At 57.5% G+C, this 17093-nt stretch carries 12 protein-coding genes; 4 read left to right on the forward strand and 8 right to left on the reverse strand.

Features of this window, described 5'->3' with window-relative positions:
* The first annotated feature begins 116 nt into the window (after positions 1 to 116).
* The 3 genes from LRR79_RS00920 to LRR79_RS00930 all read left to right on the forward strand — a co-directional run bounded on the left by LRR79_RS00920 (position 117) and on the right by LRR79_RS00930 (position 6652).
* On the forward strand, positions 117 to 2318 hold the full coding sequence (locus LRR79_RS00920; RefSeq protein WP_231758567.1) for a transporter substrate-binding domain-containing protein: 2202 nt from the start codon (positions 117 to 119) through the stop codon (positions 2316 to 2318).
* 218 nt (positions 2319 to 2536) lie between these two features.
* Positions 2537 to 5005 carry a TonB-dependent receptor gene (locus LRR79_RS00925; protein ID WP_231758568.1) on the forward strand — a complete coding sequence of 823 codons (2469 nt, stop codon included), beginning with the start codon at positions 2537 to 2539 and terminating at the stop codon, positions 5003 to 5005.
* 72 nt (positions 5006 to 5077) lie between these two features.
* Positions 5078 to 6652 (forward strand): tetratricopeptide repeat-containing sulfotransferase family protein, encoded by a 1575-nt coding sequence (locus LRR79_RS00930; RefSeq protein WP_231758569.1) that lies wholly within the window; start codon positions 5078 to 5080, stop codon positions 6650 to 6652.
* A 97-nt stretch (positions 6653 to 6749) separates the two neighbouring features.
* Here the strand turns inward: LRR79_RS00930 and LRR79_RS00935 are convergent, their stop codons facing one another.
* Together LRR79_RS00935 and LRR79_RS00940 are read right to left on the reverse strand one after the other, a co-directional pair.
* Entirely contained in the window at positions 6750 to 7622 is an 873-nt protein-coding gene (locus LRR79_RS00935; protein ID WP_231758570.1) for an SDR family oxidoreductase, read from the reverse strand.
* 203 nt (positions 7623 to 7825) lie between these two features.
* The gene (locus LRR79_RS00940) at positions 7826 to 8722 is read right to left on the reverse strand and encodes a LysR substrate-binding domain-containing protein (protein ID WP_269455090.1); all 897 of its coding nucleotides are present in this window, start codon (positions 8720 to 8722) and stop codon (positions 7826 to 7828) included.
* A gap of 171 nt (positions 8723 to 8893) precedes the next feature.
* Between LRR79_RS00940 and LRR79_RS00945 the strand changes: the two genes are divergently transcribed.
* On the forward strand, positions 8894 to 10021 hold the full coding sequence (locus LRR79_RS00945) for an S-(hydroxymethyl)glutathione dehydrogenase/class III alcohol dehydrogenase (protein WP_231758571.1): 1128 nt from the start codon (positions 8894 to 8896) through the stop codon (positions 10019 to 10021).
* Between the two features lie 73 nt (positions 10022 to 10094).
* On the opposite strand, the gene LRR79_RS00950 is transcribed toward LRR79_RS00945, so the two are convergent.
* The 6 genes from LRR79_RS00950 to trpE form a co-directional block, all read right to left on the reverse strand.
* Positions 10095 to 11399 carry an IS4 family transposase gene (locus LRR79_RS00950; RefSeq protein WP_407665234.1) on the reverse strand — a complete coding sequence of 435 codons (1305 nt, stop codon included), beginning with the start codon at positions 11397 to 11399 and terminating at the stop codon, positions 10095 to 10097.
* A 223-nt stretch (positions 11400 to 11622) separates the two neighbouring features.
* On the reverse strand, positions 11623 to 12417 hold the full coding sequence (trpC, locus tag LRR79_RS00955; protein ID WP_231758572.1) for an indole-3-glycerol phosphate synthase TrpC: 795 nt from the start codon (positions 12415 to 12417) through the stop codon (positions 11623 to 11625).
* Positions 12418 to 12421: 4 nt separating this feature from the next.
* Positions 12422 to 13456 (reverse strand): anthranilate phosphoribosyltransferase, encoded by a 1035-nt coding sequence (gene trpD / locus LRR79_RS00960; RefSeq protein WP_231758573.1) that lies wholly within the window; start codon positions 13454 to 13456, stop codon positions 12422 to 12424.
* Between the two features lie 213 nt (positions 13457 to 13669).
* A complete protein-coding gene (locus LRR79_RS00965; protein ID WP_231758574.1) occupies positions 13670 to 14248 on the reverse strand; it encodes an anthranilate synthase component II in 579 nt (192 codons plus the stop codon).
* The gene (locus LRR79_RS00970) at positions 14245 to 15102 is read right to left on the reverse strand and encodes an ion transporter (RefSeq protein WP_231758575.1); all 858 of its coding nucleotides are present in this window, start codon (positions 15100 to 15102) and stop codon (positions 14245 to 14247) included. Before LRR79_RS00970 ends, LRR79_RS00965 begins: the two co-directional genes overlap by 4 nt.
* A gap of 36 nt (positions 15103 to 15138) precedes the next feature.
* Positions 15139 to 16620, reverse strand: coding sequence for an anthranilate synthase component I (gene trpE / locus LRR79_RS00975; RefSeq protein WP_231758576.1), 1482 nt, complete (start codon positions 16618 to 16620; stop codon positions 15139 to 15141).
* Positions 16621 to 17093: the final 473 nt, after the last annotated feature.

The following is a 17093-nucleotide window of genomic DNA, read 5'->3' on the forward strand; positions in this document are numbered from 1 at the left end:
CCACTTACGCGGCTTCTTAAGAACCCCGTTTCCGCAATCCCCGGAATGCACGTGGACACCGGCGGGTGACATTACCATTTGATGAACCACAGGGGTCTCGCCCCGGGGAGTTGAAGATGGGAGTTGGTCACCGCGCTATTCGGTTCACATACAGTTTTCTGCTGATCGCGACTGCCCTGCTATTGCTGCTCACGGCCTGTGACAGGCAGGTATCAGAGCGCACACAACCCCTTCGGGAGACCACCACAACGACCTCGGCGGCCCAAGCGGTACCCCCGTATATCGAAACCGGTGACCTGGCGGCAATCCGCGAGCGCGGGGTGATCCGCTTCGTCAATCTCGGTGGCTCCGAGCTCGACGTGTTGCCGCGGGACAGTATCGTTACATTGAAGCACATTACCCTCGCCAACCAACTGGCGGAGAAACTGAAGCTTGATGCTGTGTGGATTGTCGCGCGTACCCCGCGGGAGGCCATGGAGATGGTCCAGGCGGGGAAAGCGGATATCGCCGCCTACTCCCTCACGGAGACCGAAGCCCGCCGCGAGATAGTGGCCTTTACCGTTCCGCTGCTGCAAACTCGGCAAAAGCTGGTCACCAACCAGAAAGGCCCGGATATCAGTGATCCAAAGAAATTACGCAATGTCGAGCTGATTGCGCAAACGGGCTCAGTCTATGTACAGACCGCCGAGCGCCTGATCGCCGAGCATCCCCAGGCCAACCTTTCCATGAAGCAGGCGATTGCCTACGAAGACCGCGATACTCTGGTCGACCTGCTCAAGCAGAAGAAAAATCGCGCGGTCATCCTCGATGACTATATCGCCGATAACATGCTCAGCTATCGCGACGACATCCGCGTGGGCGCCGCCGTTTCCGAAAAAGAGAATATCGCCTGGGCGGTACGCAAGGATTCCACACAGCTACTTGCCCGGGTCAATAATTACCTCACCCGCAATCTGGTCAATGCACCGGGCGACCGGATCGGTAACTGGAAAGCGATTCAGAAATCCGGCGTCATCCGATTCCTTACTTATAACCGCCCGTCCGTCTACTACTTGTGGAAAGGGGTGCTGATGGGCTTTGACTACGACCTGGCCAAAGCCTTTGCGGAAAAACACGGCCTGCAGCTCCAGGTGATTGTTGTGCCCTACGACGAAACCCTGATCGACTGGCTGAAAGCGGGGAAAGGGGACTTTGCCGGAGCCCTGAAAAATATCACCCGGGAACGTATCGACCAGGGGGTTACTTTCACGCACTCCTATCGCGAAACTCCAGAGCAGGTTGTCAGCAACCGGAATAAACCGGAGATCAAACAGATTCAGGACCTCGCCGGGCGCACGCTGACGGTCAGAGCCAACTCACCGTTTATCGCCACGGCACGCACCCTCAAACGCAGCGGCATTGATGTCGCGGTGGAGGTCGCACCGGCAGACATTTCCATCGCTGAGCTGGTCGACCGCATCGCAGAAGGCGAGCTGGATGCCACCATTGTGGATAACGATGACGTGATGATGGCAGCCTCCCTGCGCCCGGAGTTACAGCCAGGTACCCTGGTCAGCGACCCGCGCCCTCAGGGTTGGATGGTGATGGCACAGAACCGTCAGCTGCTGAAAAAACTCAATATTTTTCTCGCAAAATACCGTAAGAGTGACGCATACCCGGAAAAAGTTGCCGCGTATCTTGAGCCCAACAAACGCTTTACCCAGCACGTTGCCGCGCGCGTCATTCCGGGCAAGGATCTTTCCCCCTTTGATACGCTGGTAAAAAAATCAGTCTTGGAATACAGCTTTGACTGGCGCCTGGTCGTGGCGCAGATGTGGCAGGAAAGCAACTTCAACCCGAAAGCGGTTTCCCCCGTGGGGGCCCAGGGGCTGTTGCAGGTGATGCCCGCGACTGCGGAAGATATGGGCTTTCCTCCTCCCGTGTTTGAGCCGGACCGCAATATTCGCGCGGGAGTAAAATACCTCGACTGGGTACGGGACCGATTTGAACCCACCCTGCCGGCTGTGGAAAAACTCTGGTTTATTCTCGCCTCCTACAATGCGGGCTACGGCCACCTGCTGGACGCGCGCCGACTGGCTCGGGAGCTCGGTCTCGACCCGGATGTCTGGTTCGGCAACGTGGAAACGGCCATGCTCAAGCTGTCCGAGCCCCAGTACTTTACCAATGCCCGCTACGGTTACGTCCGCGGTGCTGAGCCGGTTCAGTATGTGCGCAAAATCAGCCAGCTCTATCGCGCCTATACCGACGTCGCCAGCGGCGATATCGAGCCCAATCAAGTATTTCATCTCCGCGCGCCGCCACATCAGGTGCCCGAGTAGCCGAAGCAATAAACGGACGGCCGACCAGCATTTTATACTGGCGCAGGCACCAGAATGACGCACAAAAAGAACAAATATCGGACCAAAGAACCAAAATATAGCAACAGTGCAAAATTAAACACTGCTGAGCGCGCGCATTTAGCAAATTATTCTCCCTCCCACTGGTACGTTGGTTGCAGCCAACTCAACACATCAACAAATAGTCTTAGGGAGATCCAATGAGGGACAACAACAACTACCTCTCACTCAAAAAATCCCACCTGGCCTTAGCCATCTCGTGTGCGGCAATGCCGCTGCCGCAATTCGCCACGGCACAGAATACGGAAAGCGAAAGCAAACCCGCTTTCGAAGAAGTTGTCGTGACCGGCTCACGGCGCGAAGAAAATGTGATGGATATTCCCATCAATATTTCCGCAGTGGGTGGGGAAAAAATTGAAGATTTACGGCTCGACAGCATTTCCAAAATTGCTTACTACACGCCTGGTCTGACCGTTGTCGACCGCGGACCTCGGGACGAAGTCCCGGACATGATGGTGCGCGGACTCAATACCGGTGGCCTTGGCCCGGGTTTCAGCAGCAGTACCGTGGCCATGTATCTGGGCGACATTCCCCTGCAGGTAGACCTGAAGCCTGTGGATCTCGAGCGAGTAGAAGTGTTAATTGGCCCCCAGGGTACCCTTTACGGCCAGGGAACCATGGGCGGTGCCATTCGCTATATACCCGCGAAAGCAGATCCATCCGCGTACAGTGCCAGCTTCCGCGGAAGCGCCAGCAGCACAAATGAAAGCTCGGGCCTCGGCCAGGAGTACGGAGCCACCCTGAACTTCGCCCTGACCGATACCCTCGCCATAAGGGTAAACGCCGACAGCGTCCAAAACCCGGGGTTTATCGATTACAGCTATGTCGTGCGCGAGTCCGGGGTCTCCAATCCGGACCCGGACTTCAACGACCCTGACGACGTCGCCGCCAACCTGCGCAAAGTCAAAGATGCAAATGGAGAAGACACCAAGTCCGGGCGAATCAATCTACGCTGGCTCGCGAACGATTGGCTGGAAGCCAACCTGTGGCACTATTACCAGGACACCAAGGCTGAGGGTCGTCAACTGTCAAACCAGCTCGCTTTCGGTACCGGACCCTATGAGTCTGGCATGCGTTACGAAGAGCCGAACCACTACACCAACAAACTCACCAGTATCGAGCTGATTGGCGACCTTGGATTCGCCCAGGCCACCATGGTTTATGGTCAATCCGAATATGAAGAGCTGGGACAGCGCGACCAGACCGACCTGCTCCTCGACCTGGACTACGGTTATGATTCCTTCCCCTCATTCTCCGCCTATACCCGTGAAGAAGTAAAAGACAAAGCAGACACCTTTGAACTGCGTATGTCTTCACAGCATGAAGGCCCGTTCAAATGGGTAGCGGGTTACTTCCAGAATGCGTATGTTTCCGATGCGATCAGTGAAGAATTTACTCCCTTCTTTGACCAGTTCGCTGTGGATAACTGGGATGCCGTACAGCTGCGCCCTGACAGTCTGGAATATATTCAGCTTACGGATATCGACGAGAAAGAATCTGCATTTTACGGTGAACTGACCTATAACCTGAGCGACACACTCGCGGTCACCGGCGGTTATCGCCGTTACAGTTTTGAAACCGATATTACCGGTGGCTTCGGACTTCCTCTGTACGATACCGTATTCCTCGGAGCGCCTCAGGACGCCATCAACGTAGACCTGGGGACCAATCAGGGGGAGGACGAGGGAGACCTGTTCAAGTTCAACCTGGCCTGGGACGCGACCGATTCCGGCATGGTGTATTTCACTTACTCCCAAGGCTACCGCAACGGCGGCGTCAACTCCGTACCGGAATGTACCCCGGAGCAGATTGCCAGCGATAATCAGCAACTGTGTGCACTGCCGGAAGAAGTACTGATTGACCCGGACAAAATCGACAACTACGAAATCGGCTACAAAGGTCTGGTCGGCGAGCGCCTAAATATCAGCACCGCGCTGTACTACATCGACTGGAGCGACCTGCAGGTTGCCACCACCACCCAAAATGGATCTCTCCCCATTACCGGCAACGGCAGTGCCGCCGTCAGCCAGGGATTTGAGCTCCAGGGAAGCTGGCTGATCAGTGACAGTCTGGACCTGGCCTTCTCCTACGCGTACACCGACGCCGAGCTTACCGAGAATACCCCCGGCCTCGTCGGCCCCTACGATGTCTACGCGGGCGCTCGCCTGCCGGGACACGCCGAACACCAGGGCTCACTCAACCTGAACTACTCAACCACGGTAATGGGCAACTATGACCTGGCTCTGAACTACGGGCTCGTGTTCGCCAGCGATGTGTACAACATGGTTGGTGGCCCCGAAGACCCGCTGTATATGGTCGAGGAAGATGGCAGCATTACTGCGGGTGACCGCGGCGGCGAAGCGATTCCGGGTTATGCGGTACACCACCTGTCTGCCACCCTGTCACTGGACAACTGGACCGTGCAGGCGTTCGCGGACAACCTGTGGGACAAGTACTACATCACCGGAACCCGCACCAGCCGCCGCAACCTGCAGGACGAAAACAACGGTCCGGGTATCGAGTGGGGTAACGGCTTTACCCAGCGTTCCTACGGCCAGTACGTGGGCACACCACGCACCATTGGTGCCCGCTTCACCTACAGCTTCTGACACCTGTAGGCTTTCTATCAAGCCGGTCTGGGATACACTGTCCCGGCCGGCTTTTTCAGTTTTTGGTTCACCATGCAGAATCCATCCATCGCGCATTTACAGCAGTCTGCAGAGCAGGCCCTCAACAGGGGCGACATGCGCGCCCTGCACCACTACAGTCGGCAGATATTGCAGCTGGACCCGGAGCACCGCGATGCCTGGTTTCTAATCAGCATTGCCGCCGGGGCTGCCGGCCAGATGCGCAAGGCCGTGGAAATGGTTGAGCGCGCATTACATTCCGATCCACAGAACGCGGAATATCTCACGCAGAAGGCACGCTACTGTGCTCAGTTGAATGACTACAAAAGCGCAATTCAGGCCGCGGACGCAGCACTGGCGGCAAGCCCAAATCGTCCACTGCTACTCGATACACTCGGCGTGGTCTACGCGCGCTTCGACGAGCACCACAAGGCGATTGCTCCTCTGCGCGGCGCGGTGGCACAGGCGCCCCACAACCCCCAGTTTCAGTTCAATCTTGCCTCCACTGAACAATTCCTTGGCAATATCGAAGCCGCACGCACGGCCTACCAAAAAGCCATCGAGCTGCAACCGGGCTTCGCCCGCGCCCACTGGGCCCTTTCGGAACTGGGTAAAAACAGTACGGGCACAGGGGATACTGACAAGCTGAACACGTTGTTACAGCAACCGCAGTTGAGCGCGGAAGATCAACTGTATTTCAGTCACGCACTGGCAAGGAATCTTGAACAGCGCGGTGATTACTCTCAGGCCTTTCAATGTCTAAATAACGCCAAACAACGTTACCGAAAAAAGATCGGCTACACTTTTTCACAGGATGCCACGCTGTTTGGTGCGGTGAAATCGGCGTTCGCATCGCCGGCGACGAATCGCGCAACCGGGCTTGGCAGGCAGTTTCTGTTTATCGTGGGTATGCCACGCTCGGGCACCACTCTGGTAGAACGCATTCTGGCCAGTCACTCAAGGGTCGAATCACTGGGGGAGCTTCACGAGTTTCCACTGGTCGTCAAGCAACATTCAAACACAGACCACCCACGCACCCTGGATGAACAGGTCATTTCCGGAGCACTGGAACAACCTCCGAATAGCATCGGCCAGGCTTACGAGGCGCGATGTCTCGCTCGGGGCAAAAGTGCTGACTACCTGATTGACAAACTGCCGATGAATTTTCTCTATCTCGGGTTTATTCTGCGCAGCCTGCCAGAAGCAAAGATAGTCGTACTCGACCGGCATCCACTGGATGTGTGCCTGAGCAACTTCCGTCAATTATTTTCTTTCAACTTTCGCTACTACCACTATCACTACAGCCTTGAAGACACTGCACGCTATATCTGTGCCTACAAGGATTTAATGAGCCACTGGAAAACAGTCTACGGGAACAGAATCCATACGGTGAACTACGAACAGCTCACCGAAACCCCCCGGCAGGAAGCAGGCGAGCTACTACAGCATATTGGATTACCCTGGGAGGAAAGCTGCCTGGCGTTCCACCAGTCCAATGCGCCAGTATCCACCGCGAGCAGTGTACAGATACGCCAGCCGATTTATCGGGACTCGGTGAAAAGATGGAAGCGGTTTGAAAAAGAACTTACCCCCGCCATCGATATCTTCAACCAGACTGGCGTCCTGTAGAGAGCTCCTGAGTAATTCCTTACGATTCTTGAATGGCCGGTGGTTGCAACGCCGCACGGTTCCAGCGGATGCAGAGCGTACATAATCTGTATCTGGCTCAGGTTTCGATAAAGTCACCGCCATTTGGGTGGATCACCTGCCCCGTCAAATACGACGCATCCCTACTGGCGAGGAATACGAAACAGGTCGCCACCTCGCAGGGTTGTCCCGCACGCCCCATCGGCGTATCTCCGCCAAACTCTTCCACCTCTTCGGCGGAAAACGTCGCCGCAATCAGCGGGGTCCATATGGGGCCGGGCGCTACCCCGTTCACACGAATACCCCGTGCAACCAGGGATTTCGCCAGAGAGCGGGTATACGCGGTAATCGCGCCCTTGGTGCTGGAATAATCGATCAGGTGAGGGCTGCCCCGGTATGCGGTTACCGAAGTGGTGTTGAGAATGACTCCGTCGTCCGGGAGATGCTCCAATGCCGCCTGAGAAAAATAAAAGAAAGGAAACAGGTTGGTGGCGTAGGTATCCTGCAGCTGCTCTGCTGAGATTTCTTCCAGGCCTTCGGTCGGGTGTTGCTGTGCTGCGTTATTGACCAGAATATCGAGTCGCCCAAAGTTCTCTACGGTACGGCGCACACTGTCCCGGCAGAAGGCTTCATCGCGCACATCGCCTGACAACAGAAGGCATCTGCGCCCTTCCTTCTCCACCAAGCTTCGGGTTTCCGCAGCATCGGCGTCTTCATTCAAATAAACAATCGCCAGGTCTGCCCCTTCCCGGGCAAAGTGCACCGCGGTGGCGCGACCAATACCACTGTCACCACCGGTGATCAACGCCACCTTTCCACTGAGTTTGTCGCTGCCACGATAGTCCTCCCGAATAAAGACCGGCTGTGGTTCCATGGCGCTCTCGCGCCCCGGCTGTTGCGACTGGCTCTGAGCTGGCCGCTTCCGCTGGTGTCGATCAAAATCTTGCGACATTCTTCTTCCCCGAGGTGATGACTGAGATACGGTGAGCAACAGCGGCAGCGGCTGCCTATGAGGAGACGCCGGTTCTTACCAGGTCACCCGAGGCCGCTTCGCGGTTTCCGGTTACTCTCCGGCTTCGTCGTAACTGTAGCGAATTCAGTACAATTCTCTCCGGGTGCGGGGTACTCAAGGTCGATGGCTCCGCCCCATGCCACTTATTTCCCCAAGTGTGTGCCGAGATAGTCCAGCAACATTCGCACTTTGGGTGACAGATGCCGATTGTGGGGATAAATGCCCCAGATACCGTCGTCCTCTTCCCGGTAGGGCTCCAGCAGTGACACCAGTCGCCCGCTCTGCAGTGCTTCGTCAACGTAGTAGTCCGGCAACTGTACGATACCCATGCCCTTGAGGGCCGCATCCACCAGGGCACGCCCGCTGTTACAGCGGATAGAGCCACTGATGCGGATATTTTTCGCCCGTCCCTGCTCCCGGAAACGCCAGTAATCCAGCGTACCCAACAGACAATTGTGCCGCGCCAGCTCCGTCAGACTTCGGGGCTCGCCATAGGTAGATAGATAGTCCGGCGAGGCACAGACATAAAGGGTGCGTGATGCCAGTCTGCGCGCCATCATGCTGGAATCATCGAGCTTGCCCAGGCGAACGGCAAGATCGAACCCCTCCGCCACCAGATCAAGTTTCTGGTTGGTGAGCGCCATCTCCACCTGCAGTTCCGGATAGCGCAAGGCGAAGTCATGTACCAGTGGCGCCAGCGTGGTCTCGCCGTAGGTAACCGGTGCAGTAAGACGCAGTCGCCCCCGGGGCGCCTGCTGTAGATCGGTGACCGCACGCTCCGCGTCTGCCAGCCCTTCCAAAAGCTGGCGACAGTGCTGGTAATAGACTTGCCCCACCTCGGTCAGGGATACCCTGCGGGTGGTGCGGTAGAACAGCCTGGTGGAAAGCCGCGATTCCAGTGCTTTTACCTGGCGGCTGACCTGGGCAGTGGAGATGCCCAGCTTGCGCGCCGCATCGGTAAAGCTGCCGGTCTCCGCAACCGCCACGAATTCATTCACGCCTTCCCAGTTACCCACATTCATCGCGTTTTCTCCCGCCACACATCCAGATACTCGCGCGGCCTGGTGCTTCACACCTCACACTGCGTCGCCGCATTGTTACAAAATGGTAAAAATGAATTTCAGAGCAGACAGATTATAAGCAATACGGAAAAAGTTAGACTGGACTCCATCTGGCGGTAGAACACCGCCCCCACGAAACAGGAGTCCGCAATGACCGAGACCATCAAATCAAGAGCCGCCGTAGCCTGGGGGCCGGGTAAGCCTCTTTCCATCGAAGAGGTGGATGTGATGCCCCCGCAGGCCGGCGAGGTGCGTATCCGCGTGATCGCCTCTGGGGTGTGTCACACCGATGCGTTCACCCTGTCCGGGGATGACCCGGAAGGTATTTTCCCGGCGATTCTCGGCCACGAGGGCGGCGGTATTGTCGAGTCCGTGGGCGAAGGTGTGACCAGCGTGGCCGTGGGTGACCATGTGATTCCGCTGTACACCCCCGAGTGTGGCGAGTGCAAATTCTGCAAATCCGGCAAGACCAACCTGTGTGGCCAGATCCGCGACACTCAGGGCAAGGGGCTGATGCCGGACGGCACCACCCGCTTCTCCAAAGATGGCGAGCCCATCTACCACTACATGGGCTGCTCCACTTTCTCCGAGTACACAGTGCTGCCGGAAATTTCCCTGGCCAAGGTCAACAAGACCGCGCCGCTAGAGGAAGTCTGTCTGCTGGGCTGCGGTGTCACCACCGGCCTGGGCGCGGTGATGAACACCGCCAAGGTGGAGGAAGGCGCGACCGTGGCCATATTTGGTCTCGGCGGTATTGGCCTCTCCGCGGTGATCGGCGCAGCCATGGCCAAGGCCGGACGTATCATTGCCATCGATATCAATGAGAGTAAATTCGACCTGGCGCGCCAGCTGGGTGCGACCGACTGCATCAATCCAAAGAACTACGACAAGCCGATCCAGGAAGTAGTCGTCGAGCTCACCGACGGCGGTGTGGACTACTCCTTCGAGTGCATTGGTAACGTGGACGTGATGCGTTCTGCACTGGAGTGCTGTCACAAGGGTTGGGGTGAATCCATCATCATCGGCGTTGCCGGCGCCGGCCAGGAAATCTCCACCCGCCCGTTCCAGCTAGTCACCGGCCGGGTGTGGAAAGGCACCGCGTTTGGCGGCGTCAAAGGGCGCTCGGAACTACCAGATTACGTGGAGCGCTATCTGGCGGGCGAGTTCAAGCTGAACGACTTCATTACCCACACCATGGGGCTGGATGGTATCAACCATGCGTTCGACCTGATGCACAGTGGTGAGAGCATCCGCTCGGTCATCCATTTCGATCAGTGAGTGTAAAGATAGAGCTGAAACCTAACCCCCGTCCTACACACATAAAAAAACCGCGCATTGCCCGTAATGCTGTTCACTTAAGCGGAGCAGCACGACGATTCACCGGATAGCGGGTTTTGCTGATCTTTACCGTCCTCGGCCTAGAAGGCCGAGGACGGTCCTCTAAAAACAGGTTCCCAATCCCCGCCCTAAGCTCCGATAAGCGCGCTCCAGTCCTTGATAATGGCTGAGCCGCGGCCATGACAATCAGCTGCGCAGCAATATACTGGCATGCGAACTTAAAGCGTATCCTGGCTGGGTTTCCCCCGTGAGCGACCGCTGCCTGGCTTGCCTCTCGACGTATCACGTTGTACGCCAACAGTAGCCCCCACACTTCCTGATAAACCAGTTCCACGGTCTTGCTACGTAGGGTGACGGCGTTGTGCTGCATGGAACTTTTGATGTCACGGAAGCCGATTTCGATTTCCCAGCGCTCTTGGTAGAGCTTCGCAACGGCTTTAGTGCCATAAGTATCTGCCGGTAGCCAGGTAAATACCGTTTTGTTTTTGCCATTATGCTTGTAGCTCACTGCTCGAACTTCCCAGTACTCGGGAAGGGCCGGATTGCGCTTCCGAGCCTGGGGGGAGACCTTCATTCGCAGTAGTCGATCATTTTTGTTGTAGACCTCCACTGTCTCACTGACCAGGCCTTTGCGCTCGGGGATCAGCCAGTGGCGTTGCGTGTTCTGATCCGCCCACCGCAGCAAAAGGTCTGCACTCCAAAAACCCTTATCAAACAGGGTTACGGAGGCTTCCGGCACCTGATTCATAAACTCATCGGCCAGGCGTATTTCGCTGCGTCGGTAAGGGCTTAGCTCTGCATTCAGAAGTACATGTGAACGTACGTTCATTAGAGCAACCAGGCGCATAAGAGGGTACGGAGTTTGCCGGTTTGTGCTCGTGTTACCGGAGCCAAAATGATCTCGCAGCTCAGGAGTATCTTGAGTGCGCAACAGCGCGCCATCGACAGCGAGAACTTGCAATCCTCGCCATTCATCTTCGGGGTAACGCTCATGTCCCCAGTGCACCCCGGTACGTTGAAATAGCCACTGAACGGGGTTAGCACCAAGACGCTGTCGCGCCTTTGATACCCCGCTTGGGGCCAACAGGCTATCGTTCGCGAGCCCCTGAGCACAGATATTGAGCCTGCGGGCAACTTCTGAGACCGGTTCATTCCTGAACAGGGCCATGCCCAGCACGAGCCAGAGTACCTGATCGGCGGGAAGTCGACGGCGGCGAATAGTGGCTTGCGAGGATAACTGCAGAGCGGAATCCACCCATTCAACGGGAATGTTCTGGGTGAAGGTACTCAGGTCACAGAAGGACTGGAGGGCATCAATATCGAAGAGAGACTGCTGAAGAGACACAAAAAAATCCGGTTTCCTGATCTGGAAACCGGATTTTCCGGGGCCCCACCTTAGGCTGCAATGCTTAAGTGAACAGCATTACGCACTGCCCGGTCTTTTTATGTGTACCGCTTAGTTCAGGGGGATGCACTTCGTCGACCCTCCGCAGTACTGGATCCCGGATCAAGTCCGGGATGACGGGGGAGCCAGCGACGGATCAGTTAAACAGCTCCATCAGGCGGCGGCCCGGTTCTTGCTCGCGCATAAAAGCTTCACCCACCAGGAAGGTATCCACATTGTGACCGCGCATGGCCGCTACGTCGTCGGTAGTGTGGATACCGCTTTCGGTGACCACGATACGGTCATCGGGAATCCGGTCCAGCAGTCCAAAGGTGGTTTCCAGCTGCACCTCAAAGGTATGCAGATTGCGGTTGTTGATGCCGATCAGGCGGTTAGGTAGTTTCAGCGCGCGCTCCAGTTCCTCGCGATCGTGCACTTCCACCAGCACGTCCAGCCCCAGTTCCAGCGCCAGGTCATTCAGGCTGGTGAGCTGCGTGTCGTCCAGACAGGCGGCGATCAGTAGGATGCAGTCGGCACCGATGGCACGGGCCTCGTACACCTGATACGGATCCACGATAAAATCCTTGCGGATGACCGGCAGGCGCACCGCATTGCGAGCCTGCTGCAGATACTCGTCTGCCCCCTGGAAAAAATCCACATCGGTGAGCACGGACAGACAGGCGGCACCGCCCTTTTCGTAGCTGGTGGCTATTTCTGCGGGAATAAAGTCTTCGCGGATCACCCCCTTGCTCGGGGAGGCTTTTTTGATTTCCGCGATGACCGCCGCTTCACCGGCGTTGCGCTTGGCCTCAATCGCTTTCACAAACCCGCGACAGGGCGGCTGCTTGAGGGCGCGCTGCTGCATCTCATCCTGACTGACCTGTTTCTTGCGCTCGGCCACTTCTTCCCATTTGCGCTCGACGATGGCTTTCAGAATTGTTGGGGTATTCATTACTTCACTCTTTGAATGCGCTGGTAAAGGCGGCCAGCTCGTTAATCTTTTCTCCGGCGAGGCCGCTGTAGATGGCGTCCTGCGCCATGCTCACCCCTTCCGCCCGGCTTGCGGCCACACCACTCACGTAGATGGCCATGCCGGCATTCATGGCAATGATATCAGCTGCCTTGTCCCCCGCGGCGGTTTCACGCTTGCCGAGGGCGTCGCGGATCAGCGCCAGAGATTCTTCGGAGCCTTCCACACACAGCCCGTCCAGGTTCTGCCGCTCGATACCGAAATCCTCCGGGGCGATGGTGACTTTTTTCAGCTCACCGTTCTTCAGTTCCCAACCGCGGGTTTCCGCCGCGAGGCTCACTTCGTCCAGACCATCGTCACTGTGCAGCACCAGCACATGCTCGGAACCGAGAGTCTGCAATACTTCCGCCAGCATGCGGCTGTAGTGCGGATCGTACACTCCGATCACCTGGCGCTTTACGCCGGCGGGGTTGGTCAACGGCCCCAGCAGATTGAATATCGTGCGCAGACCCAGCGCTTTACGCGGGCCAATGGCGTGGCGCATGGCGCTGTGATAGCTGGGCGCAAACATAAAGCCCACCCCCACGCCGTCGATACAGCGGGCGACCTGTTCCGGGGTCAGGGGAAGGTAGATACCGGCTTTTTCCAGCAGGTCTGCAGAGCCGGAGGAGGAAGAAACCGAACGGTTGCCGTGTTTGGCCACCTTGGCCCCGGCGGCAGCGGCGACAAAGCTGGAAGCGCTGGAGACGTTGAACAGGTTGGCCCCGTCTCCACCGGTACCGACGATATCCACCGCGTTGGTCTCATCGATCTCGACCTTGGTGCACAATTCGCGCATCACCTCCACCGCGCCGGTGATTTCCTCCACGGATTCACCACCCATGCGCAGGGCCACCAGAAAGGCACCAATCTGCGCGTCTTCCGCTTCTCCGCGCATAATCTGGCCCATGGCCTCGCGCATTTCTCCGCGGGTGAGATGCTCACCTTCGACCAGCTTTCCGATGGCCTGTTGGATATTCATTATTTTCCCCTTCCCTAAGAATTAAGCTTCCCGGGGTTCGCAAAAACGCCGATGTCTAACGCTAAGGCGCTGATACCGGTATCCGTTTGCGAGACCTTCCGCGAGAGGGACCTCGCGGAAGAGCCCCCATGGATGGGTTCACGGCGTGTCTCGCAAACGGATACCGGTAGCAGCACCGCCACCAGCCCATCTATGGAGCACCAACCCAATACCTCAAGACTCCAAAAAATTCCGCAACATATCGTGCCCATGCTGGGTCAGAATCGACTCCGGATGGAACTGCACCCCTTCGATCGGCAGCTCGCGATGACGAACGCCCATGATCTCGTCGATCTCACCGTCTTCAGTCTCGGTCCAGGCAGTGACTTCCAGACAATCCGGCAGACTGCCCTTGTCCACCACCAGCGAGTGATAGCGGGTGGCCTCGAACGGATTGGAGAGACCGTTAAATACACCGAGATTGCTGTGAATAATCGGCGAGGTCTTGCCGTGCATCACTTCCCCGGCGCGCACCACGCGACCGCCAAACACCTGGCCAATACTCTGGTGGCCCAGGCAGATGCCGAGAATGGGCAGCTTGCCCGCATAGGTGCGGATGGTCTCCATGGAGATGCCCGCTTCGTTCGGTGTGCAGGGGCCCGGTGAGATTACGATTTTCTCCGGGTTCAGCTTTTCAATATCCGCAACGGTAATTTCATCATTGCGCTTGACCACAACCTCCGCCCCCAACTCCGCCAGGTACTGCACGATGTTGAAGGTGAAGGAGTCGTAGTTGTCGATCATCAGGATCATGGTTCGCTTCCTTTCTCATCTCCCAGGTCACCCAGGCGCTTCTGCAGCCGGGCGAGTGACTCCTGGGTTGCGCGGAGCTCGCGCAGAATTTCGGTTTGGCTGGGGGGCATGGCCAGTTCGTCCAGGCGACGCAGCTTGGCTTCTTCCAGATTATTCAGCACCACCCCGATAAACAGGTTGATCATCACAAACGCACCCATCACCACAAAGCTCAGGAAATAAATCCAGCTGTACGGCATGGATTCCATCGCGGTGTACATGATGTCGGTCCAGTCCTCAAAGGTGACAATGCGGAACAGGCTCAACAGGGCGATGGGCAGATTGCGCCAGTGGGTGGGGTCGATTTCGTGAAACAGGAAGTAACCGGCCACCCCGTAAATATAAAAAATGATTCCCATCAGCAGGCTGATATGGAACATGCTCGGCAGACTGCGCAGCAGGGTGTCTACCAGCAGGCGCAGCTCCGGGAACGCGGACACAAGGCGCAATACCCGCAGCACCCGCACCAGGCGCGCCAGTGTGGCCATGGGCCCCGCTGCCGGGATCAGGCTCAGCACGATGATGGAGAAATCAAACACGTTCCAGCCATTGGCAAAATAGCGCCAGGGGCGATTGCCGTGGGCGGCCATCTTGATGGCCGCCTCCAGCATAAACGCACCCAGGATCAGCTGGTTAATGCCGTGCAGGGTGCTGCTGAAACGCTCCAATACCCAGGTGGAGGTTTCCAGCCCCACCACCACGGCGTTCACCGAGATCAGGGCGATAATCACCTGATTGAAAATCGGTGTATCGACCAGCCGGCGACACTGTTCAGCAAAACTACGCTTCTGCCCTACTGAAATTTCACTATTCATCGGTTCAACTGCTTCCAATGGATCAAGAAAAATAAGTTATTGCCCGGTGGCGATGGCCACGGCGCGGAACAGTGCCCGCGCCTTGTTCATGGTCTCGTCCCATTCGGATTGCGGATCGGAATCCGCGACCAGGCCGGCGCCGGCCTGCACATACACTTTTTCGTCCTTGATCACCGCGGTGCGAATCGCGATGGCGGTATCCATGTTGCCGTTCCACGCCAGGTAGCCCACGGCACCGCCGTAGACACCGCGTTTTTCCGGTTCCAGTTCGTCAATAATTTCCATGGCGCGAATCTTGGGCGCGCCGGACAGGGTGCCTGCCGGATGGGCCGCACGCAGGGCATCAATGGCGTGCAGCTCCGGTTTAATCTTGCCGGTCACATTGGAGACGATGTGCATCACGTGGGAGTACCGCTCCACCACCATTTTTTCCGTGACCTGCACGGTGCCGGTCTGAGCGACGCGGCCCACATCGTTGCGGCCGAGGTCGATCAGCATCAGGTGCTCGGCGATCTCTTTCGGGTCCGCCAGCAGGTCTTGCTCCAGCGCCAGATCCTGCGCTTCGGTGGCGCCGCGGCGGCGGGTACCGGCGATCGGGCGCACGGTCATATCGCCGTCTTCCAGGTGCACCAGGATCTCCGGGCTGGAACCCACCACCTGGTGGTCCCCCAGATCGAGGAAGTACATATATGGAGACGGATTCAGGCTGCGCAAGGCGCGGTACAGATTGAGCGGTGGTACGGTAAACGGCGCGGACAGGCGCTGGGACGGCACTACCTGCATCACGTCGCCGGCGAGGATGTAATCCTTGACCTTGTGTACGCCCTGTTTGAAGGCATCTTCGCCGAAATGGGAGGTAAAGGTGTCCTCGGCGGTGTGATCGCCGTCGATACCGAGGGGTTCGACGCTGTCGAGCGGCTGCGACAGCTGACCCACCAGCTCGTCTAGGCGGCGCTGGGCGGTTTCAAAGGCATCCCCCTGCTCCGGATCGGCGTGCACGATAAACAGCACGGCACCGGCGAGGTTGTCGAACACCACCAGCTCGTCGCTGACCATCAGCAGGATATCCGGGTTACCGAGGGTATCCGGCGGGCAGCTGTCGGCGAGTTTGGGCTCGATATAGCGCACGACGTCGTAGCCGAAGTACCCCACCAGTCCGCCGTTGAAGCGCGGCAGGCCGTCTATCTCCGGCACTTTATAGCGTCCGCGGAACTCCTCGACGAAGGCCAGAGGGTCTTCAACGGTGTGCTGCTCGACGATTTTTCCGTCGCGCTCGACCACAACATCGTACCCGGTCACTTTCAGTACGGTGCGGGCGGGCAGGCCGATAATGGAGTAGCGCCCCCACTTTTCCCCGCCCTGCACGGACTCCAGCAGGTAGCTGTAGCGACCGCCATCGCGGGCGGCGAGCTTCATGTAGGTGGTGAGTGGGGTCTCTATGTCTGCCAGTACGCGGCGGACCAGAGGTATGCGGTTAAATCCTTTAGACGCAAGTTGGGCGTATTCGCTGGGGGTCATGGCGACTCCGGTGTATGCAATGCGTTGAGTTTTGTATTCGGGTCTGGATTGCGCATGAGTTGTGAAATCCTACCCGTGAGAGAGGCGCCCGTCGGACCAGTTCCTGGTCTTCAGGCTTTAAGGATCAGTGGCGCCATCGCCAGCTGTTGATGTGGGGGGCAGTGCAGTTCAATGTCAGAATCTCGCAGCGTCGAGTTGCTTCCCTGTATTCCGGCGAGCAAGTGTACAAATCTCTGGTAGAGGCGGCAAGCTTGGGATTTTGTGGTTCTTTCGGTGGTTCGTCAGGCTCTTTTCACTTTCAGTGGCGCCGAGGCACCGGGTAGGGCTTTTCGGAATCGCTGTGAATACATCCCTGTACGCTCCGGCGGCGACGTCCTGTCGCCGACGGTTCCGAAAAGCCCTACCCGGCACCTCAGCTTAGATTCCGGCTTTCATATTCTGCAATAAGTCGGCTGTACGCCCCTCTTCGCTGC

Source organism: Microbulbifer elongatus (genome assembly GCF_021165935.1).
Classification (GTDB): domain Bacteria; phylum Pseudomonadota; class Gammaproteobacteria; order Pseudomonadales; family Cellvibrionaceae; genus Microbulbifer; species Microbulbifer elongatus.

Coding starts and splice junctions, on each gene's coding strand:
- LRR79_RS00920 (WP_231758567.1), top strand. CDS start 117: ATGGGAGTTGGTCACCGCGCTATTCGGTTCACATACAGTTTTCTGCTG.
- LRR79_RS00925 (WP_231758568.1), top strand. CDS start 2,537: ATGAGGGACAACAACAACTACCTCTCACTCAAAAAATCCCACCTGGCC.
- LRR79_RS00930 (WP_231758569.1), top strand. CDS start 5,078: ATGCAGAATCCATCCATCGCGCATTTACAGCAGTCTGCAGAGCAGGCC.
- LRR79_RS00935 (WP_231758570.1), bottom strand. CDS start 7,622: ATGTCGCAAGATTTTGATCGACACCAGCGGAAGCGGCCAGCTCAGAGC.
- LRR79_RS00945 (WP_231758571.1), top strand. CDS start 8,894: ATGACCGAGACCATCAAATCAAGAGCCGCCGTAGCCTGGGGGCCGGGT.
- trpC (WP_231758572.1), bottom strand. CDS start 12,417: ATGAATACCCCAACAATTCTGAAAGCCATCGTCGAGCGCAAATGGGAA.
- trpD (WP_231758573.1), bottom strand. CDS start 13,456: ATGAATATCCAACAGGCCATCGGAAAGCTGGTCGAAGGTGAGCATCTC.
- LRR79_RS00965 (WP_231758574.1), bottom strand. CDS start 14,248: ATGATCCTGATGATCGACAACTACGACTCCTTCACCTTCAACATCGTG.
- LRR79_RS00970 (WP_231758575.1), bottom strand. CDS start 15,102: ATGAATAGTGAAATTTCAGTAGGGCAGAAGCGTAGTTTTGCTGAACAG.
- trpE (WP_231758576.1), bottom strand. CDS start 16,620: ATGACCCCCAGCGAATACGCCCAACTTGCGTCTAAAGGATTTAACCGC.